The following is a 14,154-nucleotide window of genomic DNA, read 5'->3' on the forward strand; positions in this document are numbered from 1 at the left end:
GCGAGCGAGCTGCCGGAGAACCAGACAGGCCGGCTCCCGCCGTCCGCGCGGTCCCCGGGCAGCGCGACCCCGTACCCGACGAGGACGCCTTCGTCGTCGCGGCGCTCACGCACACGAAGGCCTCCGTCGCGCAGCCGCTCCAGGAAATCGGTGTCCCCCGCGGCCAGGGCGGCGGCCTGACGGACCGTGCGCTGCAGCGACTCCCGGGCCGTCTCCTAAAGGCCCCGGCGGTCCGCCTTCGCCAACTCCCCCGTCGCCGGAGCCCGGCGCGCGGTCCGGTCGCCGGGGGACATCGGGGTGAGGTTCCACCAGGCCTCGAAGGCACGGGCCGCGGCGTGCATCGCGACGATGTCACCCCGCAGACGAGGCTGGCGGCCATCCACGCGGGCGAGGGTCGCCGCGAGGTGGATGTGTCATCAGTGAGGCACGTGGCTTGTCACAGATCCTCGTTCCGGACCCTTGTGGCCGACTACGAAACGACCTTTCAGTATCCCCAACTGGCGTACATGGTGACGTTCTCGCCGTTGTCCTTGGCTCCGACACACACGTCACGCCAGTCGAGCAGCCAGCCGCTGGAGCGGCACCTCTCCTGCTGGAGGCCCAGTTCGCGGATGATCTCCGGTCGGGACAGGCCGTCCTCGCTGGCGACCGTCGCGGCGCGCCAGCAGCCGCCGGAACCACAGCCGATGCCTTCATTGACCATGCTGATGCCTGGCGGCAACGAGGGGAACGCCGTCGACGGCGGAGCGTCCGAGCCTTCGCTGAGCATCAGCGCGTACAGAAGGCCGGCCACGAGGGTGAGGACGGACTGCGTACTCAGGAAGCCGATCGCCCTGTTGCGGCGGGAGGTCCATTCCGGAGAAGGAGAATTCTCGTGCCGTCCTTCCAGCCCCGCGCCACAGGCGATCAAGAGCGGTGCGAGAACCGTGAACACGAGATGGGCGTCGGGCCTGGGGGCGTCGATCCAGCCCTGCTGGACACTGATCAGCAGACCGGCTCCGGCGAGCAGCGTGCCTCCGATCGCGAAGCCGACGAGCCGGGTACGCGCAATCGTCGCCCAGATAACCGTGGGCGCGACCGCGAAGAGTATCCCCAGGATGATCAGCATGCACAGAGGGACGTGCCGCCCCAAGCGCGCGGTTCCACACGGCCGGGGCTCACCTCAGGTCCGCAGGCCGGTGCCCACGACCGTCCTGCACACCCTCAGCGCCAGCACCGCCTGCCCGGTGTGGGTTCCGCCATCCCCGGAACCCACATCGGCCACCGCACCGCAGAGCCCGGCCCGCTCCCCCGGCCGGGCCCGATCCGTAGCGGCACCGACGAGAGGCCACGTGCTCCGGGGTCGAGGTCGAGCACGAGCCCGCGGTCAAGGCCGCGAGCGCGAGCGGGACCTGAAGGTGCCGTACAGGCACGCCGAAGGGCCGTATCCGCTCGGAAGGCGGTTTTCCCACCCGCGGCGCAGCTTCCGGACCGGGACCATGACCGGCGAACACGCCGCCGAGCTCGAAGAGCTCGGGATCACCTGGGACACCGCCGACGCCGGCTTCGCCGAAAACCTCGCCGCCGCGAAGGCGTACTACGAGCTCCACGGCACCCTGGCAGCCCCGCGGCACGCAGTCGCACCGGCAGACTAGACGATGCGCCCCCGTTCTTCTCGGTCGACTGCGGGCCGCTCGCCCGGCGGCCCTCCGCTTCGCCGGGCCCCGCCCGCACCCCGGGCGGCAGCGGCGCGAGGTCCTGGGACACCCATCTGTCCCGTCTGTGATTCACGTCACTGCCAGCGGATCGGTGCAGCACTCGGCCCCGTTTCGCCGTCATGGGGGTAGTGATCGGGACGGAACGAGGAGAGGAGGTCGGCGGGTGAGGTTTCGCAGGAGCAGTCCAGGTATCGGATTCACGGAGTTCGTCGCACAGCGGTCGGGAGCGTTGTTCCGCGCCGCGTATGCGCTGACCGGTGACGTGCACGTGGCCGAGGATCTGGTGCAGGAGGCGCTGGAGCGGGCGTGCCGGCAGTGGCGGAAGGTCGCGGTGGCGGACTCGCCGGAGGCGTACGTGCGCAAAGTACTGGTCAACCTGGCCAACGACCGCTGGCGGCGGCTGTCGCGCCGGGGCGAGCGCCCCGGGCTGTCGGGGGTGCCCGAGACGGCCGACCCCCGGGACCGGTTCGGGCAGGTGGATGTGCGCGCGGAACTGATCGAGGCACTGTTCGGGCTGCCGATGGGCATGCGCAGCGTGGTGGTCCTGTACTACCTGCACGATCTGGACGTCCGGCAGGTCGCCGACGTCCTGGACATCTCTTCGAGTGCGGTGAGGTCCCAGCTCGCCCGCGGCCTGGCCAAGCTGCGCGATTCCGTATCGGGCGCCCAGGCGCCGCACACGTCGTCGGGCGCTTTTGGAGGTACGAAGTGAGGAACACGTCGTCCGGACCGGCCCCGTTCGAGCCGGGCCTCGAAGCCGAGCTGCGTGCCGCGGTGGCCTCCTTCGTCGACGGGCCGACGGCGCCGGTCATCGACGCGGCCGCGATCGAGCGAGCCGTCAGCCGCAGCCGCACCCGCCGGGCGCTCCTCGGCACCGCTGCGGCGTGCTGCGTGCTGGCGTGCGCCACGGTGGGGTTCTTCTCTCTGAAGCCCGTGCCGCCCGCGCCCGGCGCCTCCCCGTCCCTGTCCGCACCGGCGAACGGGGCGTGCACCCCGCTCGCCACCGGCACCCCCAAGAGCGGAGGCGCCGATGCGACTCCGACACAGGAGCAGGAGCAGACCGCGGGACCGGGCATCGCGCTGCCGGACCTGGCCGGCATGCCGGTCGAACAGGCCGGAAGCCTGCTGCGCGGACTCGGACTGAGCTGCACGATCATGCGGCACACGGACTGGAACGCTCCCGCCGGGCAGGTGATCAGCAGTCAGCCCCGGGGCGGCGCAAAACCGGTGGCACCGGGCTCGTCCGTCCTCCTGCTGGTCTCGACGGGCAAACCCGGCGGGACCTGAGCGACCGGGCCCTTCGGCCCGCGCACCGGCCGAGTGACCCAGGGGCCGGTGCCGGGCAGTCCGTCGACCGCGGCGCACCGGCTGGACGCCCGCCCCTCCGGGCCGCTGCTGGACTTTCCCGAGGGGCGCGAGCGGGGAGGGGAGTGGGGGGGAGGGCTCCTGCCGGTGGGGCAGCACGCGCTCGGAGGCGAGCCGGTACATCACCTGCCTCAACGTGACTTTCAACGGGGCATACCCGTTCACGATCTCCCTCGCCCGTTCCACGACAAAAGGCCATCGGATCCGTTACGCGCCATACGGGTACATGTGCGAAACACCGGTTCGTGTCCAGTCGATCAGGCCAGGGTTGCAGGAGCCGGTGCAGGGGCTGGGGCTGTCGTAGGAGACGAGTCGGTCCAGAGAAGGCAGCGTGAGCCAGCGGCCCGGATCCACACCGGGCCCGACCACGGCTGCGGCAGGCCGCCCGGCGTCGGTCTGGGGTTCGGGGTCGTCGCCGTAGAGGGCGCGGGCTGCGGCCAGGTGCCGGGGCTGGCGGACCGAGCTGCACGAGAACACCGGTGCGTCCGCCATCACCCACCCCGGCGGCACCGACGCCGACCGGATCGACTACCTCTACGCCACGCCGTCGTTCGACGTGACGGGCGCACACACGGTGGTCACATCGGCGTCCGACCACTACCCGGCCGTCTCCGACCTGTCGGTGCGCTCGCCCGCCGTGGCCAAGGAGGGCACGGTCATGGCGGGCCCGGCCAGCGCTTCGGGCTGGGCCAACCTCGCCGCCTCCGCGAACGGTTCAGCCACCCTGCGGGTCTGCGACAACGAGGCGGACGGCTGGGGCGTGCGGGCCTACGTCCGGGACAAGTCCAGCGCCACGACGGTACTGACGGGGGCGGACGGAGCGTTCGCGGACGGCTGCGGCACGTTCACCGCTCCCGCGACGTCACTCCCCTCACCCATCGTCAAGGTGTGCCTCTACCGGGCCGGCGAGGAGAAGAACTGCCGGGAGCCGACCATCACCTAACGGGCCACGAGCGGGCCAGGAGGAGAGCGTGGAGAGCCATCCGCCTGCTGCGATGTGCGGTCCGTTCCACGGAACGGACCGAGGCGCTCCTGGCCCGCGCTCAGGAGCGCGACGAAGACGAAGCCGAGGAAGAGGCTGTCGACTCCGCCCGTGGGCTCCGTCTCCGGCCCGGAGACGGAGCGGTTCTTCTGATCTTCAGTCAGTTCTCGAAGACGGCCGGATAGGCGGCCGGCTTGTCCGGCCGAACCGGCGGGCACGCTCATGGCCACGCCGGCCCGCTGAAGCAGGACGATCTGGCGGGCCATCTGCGGCCAGCCCTCCCCCTTCATCAAGTCACCGAGCACGGAGGCGTGAAGGACCGGGGAGCGCCAGACGCCCCCGGTGATGCTGCAGACGGCTGCCACGGTCGGGATCTCGATCGCCTCGGCGATCAGCACGTCGTTCCTGGCCGAGCAGCCGTTCTTGTCGTCGTCCTTCCAGTGCGGGAGCAGCCCACGTCCGAACCGACGGCCACGGCGCCGGGGCACTCTCGGGCCCCTGGGGGAATCAGAGACCGCCGAGGCCTGGCGGGACGTCGATCGTGACCGGTGACGGGGGCTCGGGGGGTGGTAGCTGCCGGGGTGGCGGGGGTGGTGCGTGCAGGACGTGTCCGGCAGGCAGTGTCTCCGGTCCCGACCAGGCCGTCTCCAGGACCTGGCGGTCCACCGCGGCGGCCAGTCCGCGCTCGTCAGCCGCCGCGGCCCGGACCGCGGCCTGTCCGCTCTCCGTGACTTCGCCGTGGTGGGTGCTGTCCTCCTCATGCCGGTCGCGGTGTCGACGCCCGGCCCAGAGCAGTGGCGGGTAGAGCAGCAGGGGAAGCCAGGCGTGCCAGGTCAGCGCGACGACCACGCCCACGACCGCGCCGATGGGGACCCTCCGCAGCGTGTCCGCGAAGCGGGCGCGGGCAAGGTAGTACGCGACGGTCACCGGATGGTGGTGCAGCGTACCGATCGGGGCCGCATCGTCACGGAGGAGACCGCCCCGCACCAGCCGCTCGCGCACCTCGCGCACCGGTGTGCGGTCGTCACCCAGTTCCACCGGCCACGGCGACCAGCCGTCCGCGTTGCGCTGTCGTGTCAGCGCTGCGAGCACCGCGCGCTCCACCTCGTCGCCCGGCTCCGTCACCTGTACGGCTGTGATCCGCCCGGGGGCTCGACGGAGCACCCTCAGTCGGCCCTCGGCATGCATCCGCAGCACGGCCGTCACGACGACACGCCCCTCACGGCCGCGCAGGTAGGCCAGTTCGTAGAGGTCCAGCGGGGCATTCACCGGCCGGGGCGGGCCGACCGAGGCCTGCAGGGCGTGGTGAGCGGCAGTCAGCCTGCGTCCCGACACAGCAACGGTCCCGATCGCCGCGAGCGCGACCAGGACTCCCACAGCATTCCCCCACCAGGTCCCCATCGTCCCCTTCTCCCCCTCCGGCCCCACCCGTCACCGACATGCCCGGCGGCCCCGATCCGGACCTCTGCCAGAAAGCGTAGGGGGTCCGGGCGCCTGAGAAGTTGAGTCATGGCATACGCACACCGGGACCACCCACCGCCCCACCGCGCCATTGCCGGCGGGCGAAAGAATCGGGAGACGGCCTCTCCATCACCGCGTACACCCCGCGCCCTTGGCCTGTGCCGCCTGCTGCCGGTAGACGCGCACCTGCGGCTTCCGCAGCAGCCGGCTGGCCCGGCACCGCCCCGACGGGCGTTGCGGTGGAGCGGGAGCGCGCGGCGGGCGCCTTGCGCGGACTTGGAAGCCCGTTCGGTAGCTCTCCTACAACCGGGGGTTCAGGGTGCGCACCGCCTCGATCCGGGTTTCGTACTCGGCGGCTTCCCGCATCACCGTCTCGGTGACCCATTCCTGCGGGTAGTCGCCGTGCAGCCGGTCCTCGACGGCGTTGAAGACCGTGTTCGGGGCCGCCACCGACCAGGTCGTGACGACCCAGGTCGCGGGATTGTCCAGCGCGATCACCGCCCAGGGCAGGAACGGCAGGTTGCGCCAGGCCTCCGCGCTGCCCGCCGTGCTCATCCGGGGCTGGGCCAGGAAGGCGCCGAGCCTGGTCCCGAGGACACCGAGGTCGATGGTGCGGCCGCCGCCCCAGAAGGTCCGCATCGCAGAGATGATCTCGTGGTTCCCCTCCTCCCGGACGGAGAGACCACCGGTGAGTCCGGCCCACCAACTGGCCCAGTAGGCACCTATGTAGCCCTGTTGCAGGATCGCCCCCTGGTCGGAGGGGCGCTTCTCGATGACGAAGTGGTGGAGCATCGGGTTGTGGATCTCGTACAGGGTCCGCACGGCCACGGGCGCCAGGAGCAGTTGCCGCAGCGCTGCGCCCTGCCCCTGCCCGAAGGTCACCTCGTCCTCACGCTGGATGTCTCCACCGAGGTCGTGGATCCGGGCCGTCAGATGCTGCCCGGTCATCCCGCAACTGCCCCACGCGTACACGTAGCGCGCCTCTTGCAGCCGGAGGTTCTCCGCGGTGACCGTGTCGGTCGGATCGTAGTTCGAGAGCGCCGAGACCGGGTGGATCGGGATCCGGGCGGCCCGTACCGCCACGGGGAGCGCGCCCAGGCCGTTCCACGTGCCCAGCGCCTCGGTGAGTGCGGCCCAGCTGGTGAAGGCGTATCCGTTGAGCGGGTCGTCCACGATCCTGGTGAGACCGGGGTGCCGGAGCGTGGCCTCCAGCGCGAGCAGTGCCGTGACCGGCCCGGCCAGCGCGAGAGCGGCGGAGTCCGCGTACCGGACGCCGGCGAGCGTGGTCGTGCCCCCCGGCAGCAGCGCGCCTCCCGGCCCAGGCATGACCGTGCCGGCCCGCCGCCGGGCCACGGTGAGCATGTTCGGCAGGGTCGTCGGTGTCCGCTCCGCCTCGGGCGTGTCCGCGAAGATGTTGATCGCCCGGTAGAAGGCGTTCTCGTTGGGAAAGGTCCACGCGTCGGCCGGGACTCCGAAGAGGAAGCCGAGGGCGGCGGCGTGTCCGCCCGGCAAGGAGCCGAGGTGGTCCAGGACCCTGCGGCGCATGGCGAAGTCGATGGGCCGGTATTTGGTCGTGCCGATCTCTACGTACACGGATGCCTCCCCCTGGAGCGTCCGGGCGGCCGATCCCCCCCGGCACACCTGCTACGTCGTGACGCAACGTACCGAGATCGTGGCGGACAGGCAACGTCCAGGAACCCGGTGCACGGGTCGGTCAGGGCCCGGGATCTGTGTACGGCCCGTTGGTTGTGCCGGCTGGTTGTGCCGACCGCCTCGACCGCGGCAGCGAACCCCGCTACGGCCTCCACCGGCTGACCACCCTCCGGCTGCGGGGGTCGCAGACCCGTTGCATCCTGACGGCCGTGCCGGACACTCCGCCATCTGCACGGGGTGTTCACTCGGCGGGGTTCGCGCCGCATCGGGTTCTCAGCCCGCGTCGCGCGAAGGGTTCAGGGCCTTCCTGAGATCAGCCGCGGTCGTGAACACGTGTCCGTGCAGGCCGAGGGTGCGTGCGGCCTCGATGTTGTCCGCGCGGTCGTCGACGAACAGGACGCGGTCGGGTTCGAGGCCGAGGGCCTGCAGGCTCCAGCGGTAGGCGCCCGGCTCCGGTTTGGCGTGGCCGATGCGGCAGGAGAAGGCCCGGACCTGGAAATGTCCCAGCCAGGGGTGGTGCCGTTCGTAGTGGTCCGCGAGTTCTTCGGGGATGTTGGACAGGAGGGCGATCGGGCGTCCGGAGGCGGCGAGTTCCTCGACGAGCGCCACCATCTCCTCGTCCACCGCGCTCCAGCTCGCCACGTCGGCCCGGATCAGGTCGGCGGTGCGGCGGGCGTCGAACTCGGTGGCGAGGGCTTCGGCCACGGTGCGCCAGTAGCCGGGGCCGGCGACATCGCCGCGGTCGTAGGCCGGGCGCAGGGACCAGTAGGCGTCCCAGAACGGCGCGGCGGGCACGCCGGCCGTGGCGACCAGGTGGGCTTTCCCCTCGTCGGACTGGTGGCGTGCGATGACGCCGAACATGTCGAAGAGGACGGTGGTGCTCATTGCGGTCATACCTTTCGTACGGTGACGCCGACTGCGCCCAGGGTGTCGGTGACCTCGGGGGGTGCGGCCTGATCGGTGACGACCGCGTGGAGCGCGGCGGCGGGTGCGACATGGGCGAGGGCGGTCCGGGAGAGCTTGGCCGACTCGGCCACCGCGATGATGCGGCCGGACGAGGCGATCGCGGCCCGCTTGACCGCGGCGTCCGCGAGGTCGTAGGCGGTCAGCCCGTCGCCGGCGGTCAGTCCGCAGCAGCCGAGGACCGCGGTGTCGAAGCGCAGGGCGGCGAGCGAGGCCTCGGTCAGCGGCCCGGTCAGCGCGAGTTCGCCGCGGCGCGGCTGTCCGCCCGGCAGGAGCAGCGTCAAACGGGGCGCGTCCGCGAGGGCGTTGGCTGCGTGCAGGGACAACGGCATGACGGTCAGCCGGCGGTGCGCGAGGGCGCGGGCCACTTCCAGGCAGGTGGTGCCGGAGTCCAGGACGACCGATTCCCCGTCCGTGATCAGCGCGGCCACCTCGGCGGCGAGGCGCCGCTTGACCTCCAGACCCTCCTGGGCGCGCAGCGCGAAGGGGGGCTCCTCGCCGCGGAGCAGCAGGCTTCGGGCGCCGCCACGGTAGCGCTCCAGTACCCCCTGTTCGGCGAGGGCCTCCAGGTCGCGGCGGATGGTCATCTCCGAGGCGCCGGTGAGTTCGGCCAGCGCCGCGACGCTGCTGCTCCCGTGGCCCCGTACGGCTTCGGTGATCACTTTCAGACGTTCTGCACTCATGCCCATATTGAACACTGATCGTGTTCGTAACGCAATTTCCGAACAGTGAATGTGTTTGTTATGTTCGATTGCATGCAGAGATCACTACGGCGCGGACGGCTGGCCACCTCCGTCTACTTCGCCCTCAACGGCTTCCTCATGGGCATGTGGATCGTGCACATCCCCGCCGTGGAGGAACGTGCCGGCCTCAGCCACGCCCTGCTGGGATGGCTGCTGCTGGTGCTCGGAGCAGGCGCCTTCGCCGGTATGCAGCTGGCCGGTCCTCTCACCGACCGCTTCGGGGCCCGAAGGGCCGTGCCCGTCGGTGCGGCCCTGTGCAGTGCCGCCGTCGTCCTGCCGGGACTGGCCGGCGACGCCGTGACGCTGGGCTTGGCCCTGCTGCTCCTCGGACTGGGCAACGGGGCCCTCGACGTCACCATGAACACACACGCCGTCCAGGTCGAGCACGGCTACCGGCGGCCCGTCATGTCCGCCTTCCACGCCCTGTTCTCCATAGGCGGCGTGCTCGCCGCGCTGACCGGAGCCCTCGCGCTCGGCCGCGGCTGGAGCCCGGCCACCACGCTCGGCGCCACTGCCCTGGCCGGACTCGCCGTCGCGGCCCTCGCCGCCCCCGCCCTGCTCCCCCGCGAAACCGCCCCGGTACCTCAAGCCCCCGTTCCCGATGCCGGACCGCCGTCCGGGACAGGCGCCCCCCAGCGCATCTGGATCCTTGCCGCGCTCGCCTTCATGCTCATGCTCTGCGAGGGGGTCGCCAACGACTGGAGCACCCTCCACCTCAAGGAGGTCCTGGGCGCGCCCGCCGCCACCGCCGCCCTCGCCTACGGAGCCTTCGCCACCGCAATGACCATCGGCCGGCTGCTCGCCGACCGGGTGACCGCCCGTATCGGCCCCGTCGCGGTCCTGCGCTATGGAGCCGCTCTCGCCGCCACCGGCCTGACCCTGACCGCCCTCGCCCCCGGCATCCCCCTGGCCCTGACCGGCTGGACCCTCACGGGCATCGGCCTGTCCGGCTGCGTACCCCAGCTCTTCAGCGCCGCGGGCCGCCTCGGCCCCGGCTCCGCCGGCACGGCCATCTCCCGCGTCGCCGGACTCGGCTACCTAGGCATGCTCGCCGGTCCCGCCGTCATCGGCCCGCTGACCCATCTCGTACCGCTCAACCTCACCCTCTTGCTCCCCGCCGCGCTCTGCGCCATCGCCGGCTTCGCCGCCAAGATCCTCAAAACGACGGCCGCCATGAACGCCGAGGGCGCGAGCGAACCGGATGCCGGACCACATCACCCCACCCCCACCCCCACCATCCACTGATCCGAACCCTCCAAGGAGCTCCGATGAACACCGCCCCCGCATTCGCCGACCGCATCCGCACCCTCGCCGGCGAACTGGCCGAAGCCTTCCTCGCCACCAGCCTCAAGCTCGCCCCGCACGATGTGCTGCAGCCCGGCCTGCCCTCTCCACCGCTGCTGACCGAACGACATCACCCAGCTGTCACGGAACCTCGCGCACCATCCCCGCCCACAGTCCCTGGGTGCCACTGGGGTCGGTGCCCTGCGAGAGCTCCGTACCACTTGGCCACGGTGCAGCTCCGCCCGGATGTAGGATCGGAGGATCAGAAGTAAAAACGTGTGGTCGTTGACCATGCGCGCACACGCGGTATCGGACGATCCGCCACTTCTTCACCTTGAAGGAGTGCGCGTTGAGCGTTCGCCGCGATGGAGCCGTCGGAGCTCCGGCCGAAGGCTTCCTGACCACACGGCCCCTACGATCACCCCAGTCCCTGCGTGAAGCGTGGGTGGCCCTCGCCGGGCTGTCCGCGGTGTTCTTGTTCGAGATGCTCGACAACTCGATCCTCAACGTCGCGTTGCCGACCATCGGCCGCGAGCTGTCGGCGTCGACGACCGTGTTGCAGTGGATCACGGGCGTGTACGCGGTCGTCTTCGGCGGGTTCATGCTGGCCCTCGGGGCGTTGGCGGACCGGGTTGGGCGCCGCCGGATCATGCTGGCCGGGCTGGTGCTCCTCGGTGCCGCGAGCCTGGCAACCGCTTTCGTGACGAGCGCGCAGCAGCTCATCGCGGTCCGTGCCGTGATGGGCCTGGCGGCCGCGATGACGACGCCGGGCTCCCTCGCCCTGGCCTTCCGGCTGTTCGACGAGGACGGGCTTCGGGTCCGTGCGACGACGCTCGTCTCGACCGTGGGGCTGGTCGGGCCCGCGCTCGGGCCGACGGCGGGCGGCTTCGTCCTCGCCGTCGCCCCGTGGCAGGTCCTGCTGCTGGTGAACGTGCCGATCGCCGCGCTCGCGTACCTCGGAATCCGGCGCGGTATTCCCGCCGACCGCGCGGACGAACTGCACCGGGACCCGTTCGACGGCGCGGGTGCGCTGCTCGGCACGGCCGCGATCGTCCTCGCACTGCTCGCTCCGACGCTGTTCGCCGACACCGGCGCCGCGTCGGCACTGCCTTGGCTGGCCACGGGCGCGGCCGTCGTGACGGCGGTGCTGTTCGTCGTGCGCGAGCGGGCCGCCCGCCATCCCCTGCTCGACCTCCGGCTCGTCGCCCGCCCGCTCGTCTCGAGCGGTCTGGCGTTCAAGGCCGCCTCGGGGCTCGCGACCGCCGGCCTCGGCTACCTCGTGACGCTCCAGCTCCAGCTCGACTGGGGCTGGACACCCGCCGAGGCAGCGCTGGGCATGCTGCCACAGGTCGTCGTACTCATCGCCGGCGGCGCGGCCATCGGTCCGCTGGTGGCGCGCGTCGGTCTCGACAGGGCCGCCTGGCTGAGCGCCGGAGCCGTTGTGTGCGGGCTCGCCGTCTACGGGCTGCTGGGCCGTTTCGCCTACGTGTGGGTCGTGCTGGCGCTGGTGCTCGTCTCTGCCGGCATGCGGGTGGTGGGCGTCGTCGCCGGAACCAACGTCATGCGCGGCCTCCCTGGAAACCGCACCACCATGGGAGCCGCGCTGGTCGACACCGCCGGCGAAGTCACCGCCGGAATCGGCATCGCCGTCAGCGGGACGATCCTCGCGGCGCTCTTCACCGGCGACATCGCCGGATCCGGCTGGAACCCCCACCAGACCGCTGAGTTCCGGGAGGCCACCACCTGGGCCGGCCTCGCGCTCACGGGTCTGGCGGCGGCACTGGCGGCATGGGGCATCACCCGTGGCCGTCGGGGCCGGCAGGTGGGTGCGGACAGCGCGTAGCGGGAGCCGCGGACCGTGCGCCCCGGACGTCCATGGTCGACGAGGGACGCGGCACATGCCCCGGTCCACGAGCTCCTGGCCCGACGGCGAAGACCCGTTCAGCTCCAGGTGTGGAGGAGTTCGGTGATGCGGGCGATGGTGCAGCGGGGTTCGTACAGTGCGTGGGCGAGGGCGGTGAGCTGTTCGCGGGTGGGGTCTGCGGGGATGCCGCTGGCGTTGAGGTACATCACGGCGGCTGCGCAGGCGACGGTGAGGTTGGAGCGTTCCAGCCAGCGGCAACGGCCCAGGGTGTGGACGAGGGCGGCGGCGCGGGCACAGGGGCTGTCGTAGACGGGCTGTTCGAGGAGTTCGGCGCGGTGTCGGGCCACCGCGCCGATGGGGACGCCGAGGTCCTCGGGTGCGGGGTCACGGTGACCGGCGCGTTCGGCGAGTTCCAGGATCCAGGTCAGGTCGACGTGCAGGGACATGCTCACGCAGCGGCGCCCCGGCCCTCACCCGAGGTGGGCGGGGCGTGCTGTGCGTCCAGCTGGTCCTCGAGGTCCTGCAGGAACGCCCCGTGGGTATCGAGCAGGCGCTGGGCGGCGGCCATGCCGGCGGCTCGGGAGCCGGTGGTGTCCTCGGTGATCAGGCGCTGCACGTACTGATTGAAGTCCAGACCGCGGGCTGCCGCTGCGCCTTTCCCGGCTTCCAGTACTTCGGGCTCCAGCCGTAGCTGGGTCTGCTTCTTCGTGCTGCTCATCCACGCAAGGTAGCAGGGTGGTAGCCAACCAGCCAGAGTTCCGCGGTCCACCCTCCATCCGGAGAGAACTCTGTGCGTACCTGGTTGAGCGGCGTGCTCGCGCCGGGGCGCGGTGCGCCCTGAGTGACCTTCAGGCCCCTGCGTCGGCCTCGGCGTTGGCGTTGGCTCAGTAGGCGCTGTTGACGTTGTCGATCGAGCCGTAGCGTGCGGCGGCGTAGTGGGCCGCGGCCACGATGTTGGCGACCGGGTTGTACTGGGAATCCGCCGTGCCGGGCACGTGGTAGGCCTGGAAGGTCGGGCGGATGACCTGGAGCAGGCCGATGGAGGGGACGCCGTTCTTGGCGTTGACGTCCCAGTTGTTGATCGCCCGGGGATTGCCGCTGGACTCACGCATGATGTTCTTGTACAGCCCGTGGTACGAACCCGGAATGCCGTGCTGCTTCATGATCGCGAGCGATTCCTTGATCCATCCGTTGAGGTTGTCGCCGGGGGCCGGGGTTTGCCCGGCGGCTTGCTCGGTGCCTTGCGACCCCGTGGCCCGCTGGTCCGTGGCGTCCTGCCGCACGGTCGGGGTACGGTCGGCCGCCGCACCCGTGTCGGCACCGCTGCCGCCGGCCGGGGTGAGGGAAAGCACGAGCGCGGCGGCGCCGAGCGTAGCCACGGCGGCGATGGAGAGCACGTTCGCGTTCTTCGGACGGCGACCGTGCCCCGGCGTACTGGTTACGGACATACGGAATGACCTCTTCGGATGGCGGGACCCGCGGAAGGGAGCCGCTCGGATCCGGGATCTGCGGCACTGTGCAACGGGAACAAGTGTGAGCGGCGGGCAGATCTCGCCGCAAAGCCGTGAGGTACGACCCCGCTTAGTGGATAAAGCTGCGGACCGGAACCGCGATGCCCTGCCGGCTCATGTTCCCCAAGGCCCGTGGCCTGCGAAGGGGACAACGTCACCCTCCTAGGCCGCTTCGTAAGTGACCTACGACCTTGTGCTGGGAGTCACCCGATCCCGGTCGACCGGTGCCCGCGCGCCGGGGCCGAGGCCGAGGACATCATCCGTCCCGCCGGCTTCGGCCCTCCGCCCTCATAGCAGGCTCAGCACCTCGGCTGGACGGTCGGGGTCCCGGGAACGGCCGTCGACTGCACCGTGGAGACCGCGAGGTCGACGCCCCCGGCCACGGCGTGCGGGGCTGCGGCGCTGGCCGCGGGAACTCCTACCGCAAGGAGGACGCCGGCGGCCACGGCCGCTGCGGTACGCAGGGAGGGGAAAGCAGTACGGTCGGAAAAGGGGCACCCCACGGACTCGGCTCATGAACGGGCAGGTACTGGTGAAGACCGGTCTCGCAAAGATGTCCTATCGGGGGGATTCGGCGCCGGCTTCACCCCCGCGCAACCTGGCCCTTCCCCCGCTCGCCGGGCCCGACCGC

The 14,154-nt window shown here is 71.3% G+C and carries 17 protein-coding genes; 6 read left to right on the forward strand and 11 right to left on the reverse strand.

Annotation, left to right across the window (positions count from 1 at the left end; translation table 11 throughout):
* Nucleotides 1-215: 215 nt before the first annotated feature.
* Together ACIA8F_RS24040 and ACIA8F_RS24045 are read right to left on the reverse strand one after the other, a co-directional pair.
* Nucleotides 216-383, reverse strand: coding sequence for a hypothetical protein (locus ACIA8F_RS24040; protein ID WP_399381677.1), 168 nt, complete (start codon nucleotides 381-383; stop codon nucleotides 216-218).
* A gap of 101 nt (nucleotides 384-484) precedes the next feature.
* A complete protein-coding gene (locus tag ACIA8F_RS24045) occupies nucleotides 485-1,108 on the reverse strand; it encodes a hypothetical protein (RefSeq protein WP_399381679.1) in 624 nt (207 codons plus the stop codon).
* A 370-nt stretch (nucleotides 1,109-1,478) separates the two neighbouring features.
* Between ACIA8F_RS24045 and ACIA8F_RS24050 the strand changes: the two genes are divergently transcribed.
* From ACIA8F_RS24050 to ACIA8F_RS24060, 3 genes are all read left to right on the forward strand, one after another.
* Complete coding sequence (locus tag ACIA8F_RS24050; RefSeq protein WP_399381680.1) at nucleotides 1,479-1,634, forward strand: hypothetical protein; 156 nt, start codon at nucleotides 1,479-1,481, stop codon at nucleotides 1,632-1,634.
* Between the two features lie 253 nt (nucleotides 1,635-1,887).
* Nucleotides 1,888-2,409, forward strand: a complete 522-nt coding sequence (locus ACIA8F_RS24055) for a SigE family RNA polymerase sigma factor (RefSeq protein WP_399381861.1) — start codon at nucleotides 1,888-1,890, stop codon at nucleotides 2,407-2,409.
* A complete protein-coding gene (locus tag ACIA8F_RS24060) occupies nucleotides 2,406-2,984 on the forward strand; it encodes a PASTA domain-containing protein (protein WP_399381681.1) in 579 nt (192 codons plus the stop codon). Before ACIA8F_RS24055 ends, ACIA8F_RS24060 begins: the two co-directional genes overlap by 4 nt.
* A gap of 285 nt (nucleotides 2,985-3,269) precedes the next feature.
* Here the strand turns inward: ACIA8F_RS24060 and ACIA8F_RS24065 are convergent, their stop codons facing one another.
* The gene (locus ACIA8F_RS24065; protein ID WP_399381683.1) at nucleotides 3,270-3,554 is read right to left on the reverse strand and encodes a hypothetical protein; all 285 of its coding nucleotides are present in this window, start codon (nucleotides 3,552-3,554) and stop codon (nucleotides 3,270-3,272) included.
* A 64-nt stretch (nucleotides 3,555-3,618) separates the two neighbouring features.
* On the opposite strand from ACIA8F_RS24065, the gene ACIA8F_RS24070 reads away from it, so the two are divergent.
* Nucleotides 3,619-4,005, forward strand: a complete 387-nt coding sequence (locus tag ACIA8F_RS24070; protein ID WP_399381684.1) for an ig-like domain-containing protein — start codon at nucleotides 3,619-3,621, stop codon at nucleotides 4,003-4,005.
* Here ACIA8F_RS24070 and ACIA8F_RS24075 read toward each other — a convergent pair.
* The 5 genes from ACIA8F_RS24075 to ACIA8F_RS24095 all read right to left on the reverse strand — a co-directional run bounded on the left by ACIA8F_RS24075 (nucleotide 4,002) and on the right by ACIA8F_RS24095 (nucleotide 8,804).
* The gene (locus ACIA8F_RS24075) at nucleotides 4,002-4,442 is read right to left on the reverse strand and encodes a hypothetical protein (protein ID WP_399381686.1); all 441 of its coding nucleotides are present in this window, start codon (nucleotides 4,440-4,442) and stop codon (nucleotides 4,002-4,004) included. The two genes, ACIA8F_RS24070 and ACIA8F_RS24075, sit on opposite strands and share 4 nt — an antisense overlap.
* Nucleotides 4,443-4,551: 109 nt before the next feature.
* The gene (locus ACIA8F_RS24080; protein WP_399381688.1) at nucleotides 4,552-5,445 is read right to left on the reverse strand and encodes a TIGR04222 domain-containing membrane protein; all 894 of its coding nucleotides are present in this window, start codon (nucleotides 5,443-5,445) and stop codon (nucleotides 4,552-4,554) included.
* A 360-nt stretch (nucleotides 5,446-5,805) separates the two neighbouring features.
* Nucleotides 5,806-7,098, reverse strand: a complete 1,293-nt coding sequence (locus ACIA8F_RS24085) for a hypothetical protein (protein WP_399381689.1) — start codon at nucleotides 7,096-7,098, stop codon at nucleotides 5,806-5,808.
* Between the two features lie 333 nt (nucleotides 7,099-7,431).
* Complete coding sequence (locus tag ACIA8F_RS24090) at nucleotides 7,432-8,043, reverse strand: HAD family hydrolase (RefSeq protein ID WP_399381690.1); 612 nt, start codon at nucleotides 8,041-8,043, stop codon at nucleotides 7,432-7,434.
* A 5-nt stretch (nucleotides 8,044-8,048) separates the two neighbouring features.
* Nucleotides 8,049-8,804, reverse strand: a complete 756-nt coding sequence (locus ACIA8F_RS24095; protein ID WP_399381692.1) for a DeoR/GlpR family DNA-binding transcription regulator — start codon at nucleotides 8,802-8,804, stop codon at nucleotides 8,049-8,051.
* Between the two features lie 72 nt (nucleotides 8,805-8,876).
* On the opposite strand from ACIA8F_RS24095, the gene ACIA8F_RS24100 reads away from it, so the two are divergent.
* Both ACIA8F_RS24100 and ACIA8F_RS24105 read left to right on the forward strand, forming a co-directional pair.
* Nucleotides 8,877-10,109, forward strand: a complete 1,233-nt coding sequence (locus ACIA8F_RS24100; RefSeq protein WP_399381693.1) for an MFS transporter — start codon at nucleotides 8,877-8,879, stop codon at nucleotides 10,107-10,109.
* A 484-nt stretch (nucleotides 10,110-10,593) separates the two neighbouring features.
* Nucleotides 10,594-11,991: an MFS transporter gene (locus tag ACIA8F_RS24105; RefSeq protein WP_399381695.1), complete on the forward strand. Its 1,398-nt coding sequence runs from the start codon at nucleotides 10,594-10,596 to the stop codon at nucleotides 11,989-11,991.
* 98 nt (nucleotides 11,992-12,089) lie between these two features.
* Here the strand turns inward: ACIA8F_RS24105 and ACIA8F_RS24110 are convergent, their stop codons facing one another.
* The 3 genes from ACIA8F_RS24110 to ACIA8F_RS24120 all read right to left on the reverse strand — a co-directional run bounded on the left by ACIA8F_RS24110 (nucleotide 12,090) and on the right by ACIA8F_RS24120 (nucleotide 13,460).
* A complete protein-coding gene (locus ACIA8F_RS24110) occupies nucleotides 12,090-12,458 on the reverse strand; it encodes a fic family toxin-antitoxin system, toxin component (RefSeq protein ID WP_399381862.1) in 369 nt (122 codons plus the stop codon).
* A 2-nt stretch (nucleotides 12,459-12,460) separates the two neighbouring features.
* Nucleotides 12,461-12,730 (reverse strand): hypothetical protein, encoded by a 270-nt coding sequence (locus tag ACIA8F_RS24115; RefSeq protein ID WP_399381697.1) that lies wholly within the window; start codon nucleotides 12,728-12,730, stop codon nucleotides 12,461-12,463.
* Nucleotides 12,731-12,896: 166 nt separating this feature from the next.
* Nucleotides 12,897-13,460, reverse strand: coding sequence for a transglycosylase SLT domain-containing protein (locus ACIA8F_RS24120; protein WP_399381698.1), 564 nt, complete (start codon nucleotides 13,458-13,460; stop codon nucleotides 12,897-12,899).
* Between the last annotated feature and the right edge of the window lie 694 nt (nucleotides 13,461-14,154).

Origin of the sequence: Streptomyces sp. NPDC051563, assembly GCF_044454225.1 — a bacterium.
Lineage (GTDB): Bacteria > Actinomycetota > Actinomycetes > Streptomycetales > Streptomycetaceae > Streptomyces.

Excerpts from the sequence above, each read along its gene's own strand:
- ACIA8F_RS24065 (WP_399381683.1), bottom strand. The coding sequence starts at position 3,554 with ATGGCGGACGCACCGGTGTTCTCGTGCAGCTCGGTCCGCCAGCCCCGG.
- ACIA8F_RS24100 (WP_399381693.1), top strand. The coding sequence starts at position 8,877 with ATGCAGAGATCACTACGGCGCGGACGGCTGGCCACCTCCGTCTACTTC.
- ACIA8F_RS24090 (WP_399381690.1), bottom strand. The coding sequence starts at position 8,043 with ATGAGCACCACCGTCCTCTTCGACATGTTCGGCGTCATCGCACGCCAC.
- ACIA8F_RS24120 (WP_399381698.1), bottom strand. The coding sequence starts at position 13,460 with ATGTCCGTAACCAGTACGCCGGGGCACGGTCGCCGTCCGAAGAACGCG.
- ACIA8F_RS24110 (WP_399381862.1), bottom strand. The coding sequence starts at position 12,458 with ATGTCCCTGCACGTCGACCTGACCTGGATCCTGGAACTCGCCGAACGC.
- ACIA8F_RS24080 (WP_399381688.1), bottom strand. The coding sequence starts at position 5,445 with ATGGGGACCTGGTGGGGGAATGCTGTGGGAGTCCTGGTCGCGCTCGCG.
- ACIA8F_RS24045 (WP_399381679.1), bottom strand. The coding sequence starts at position 1,108 with ATGCTGATCATCCTGGGGATACTCTTCGCGGTCGCGCCCACGGTTATC.
- ACIA8F_RS24095 (WP_399381692.1), bottom strand. The coding sequence starts at position 8,804 with ATGAGTGCAGAACGTCTGAAAGTGATCACCGAAGCCGTACGGGGCCAC.
- ACIA8F_RS24050 (WP_399381680.1), top strand. The coding sequence starts at position 1,479 with ATGACCGGCGAACACGCCGCCGAGCTCGAAGAGCTCGGGATCACCTGG.
- ACIA8F_RS24115 (WP_399381697.1), bottom strand. The coding sequence starts at position 12,730 with ATGAGCAGCACGAAGAAGCAGACCCAGCTACGGCTGGAGCCCGAAGTA.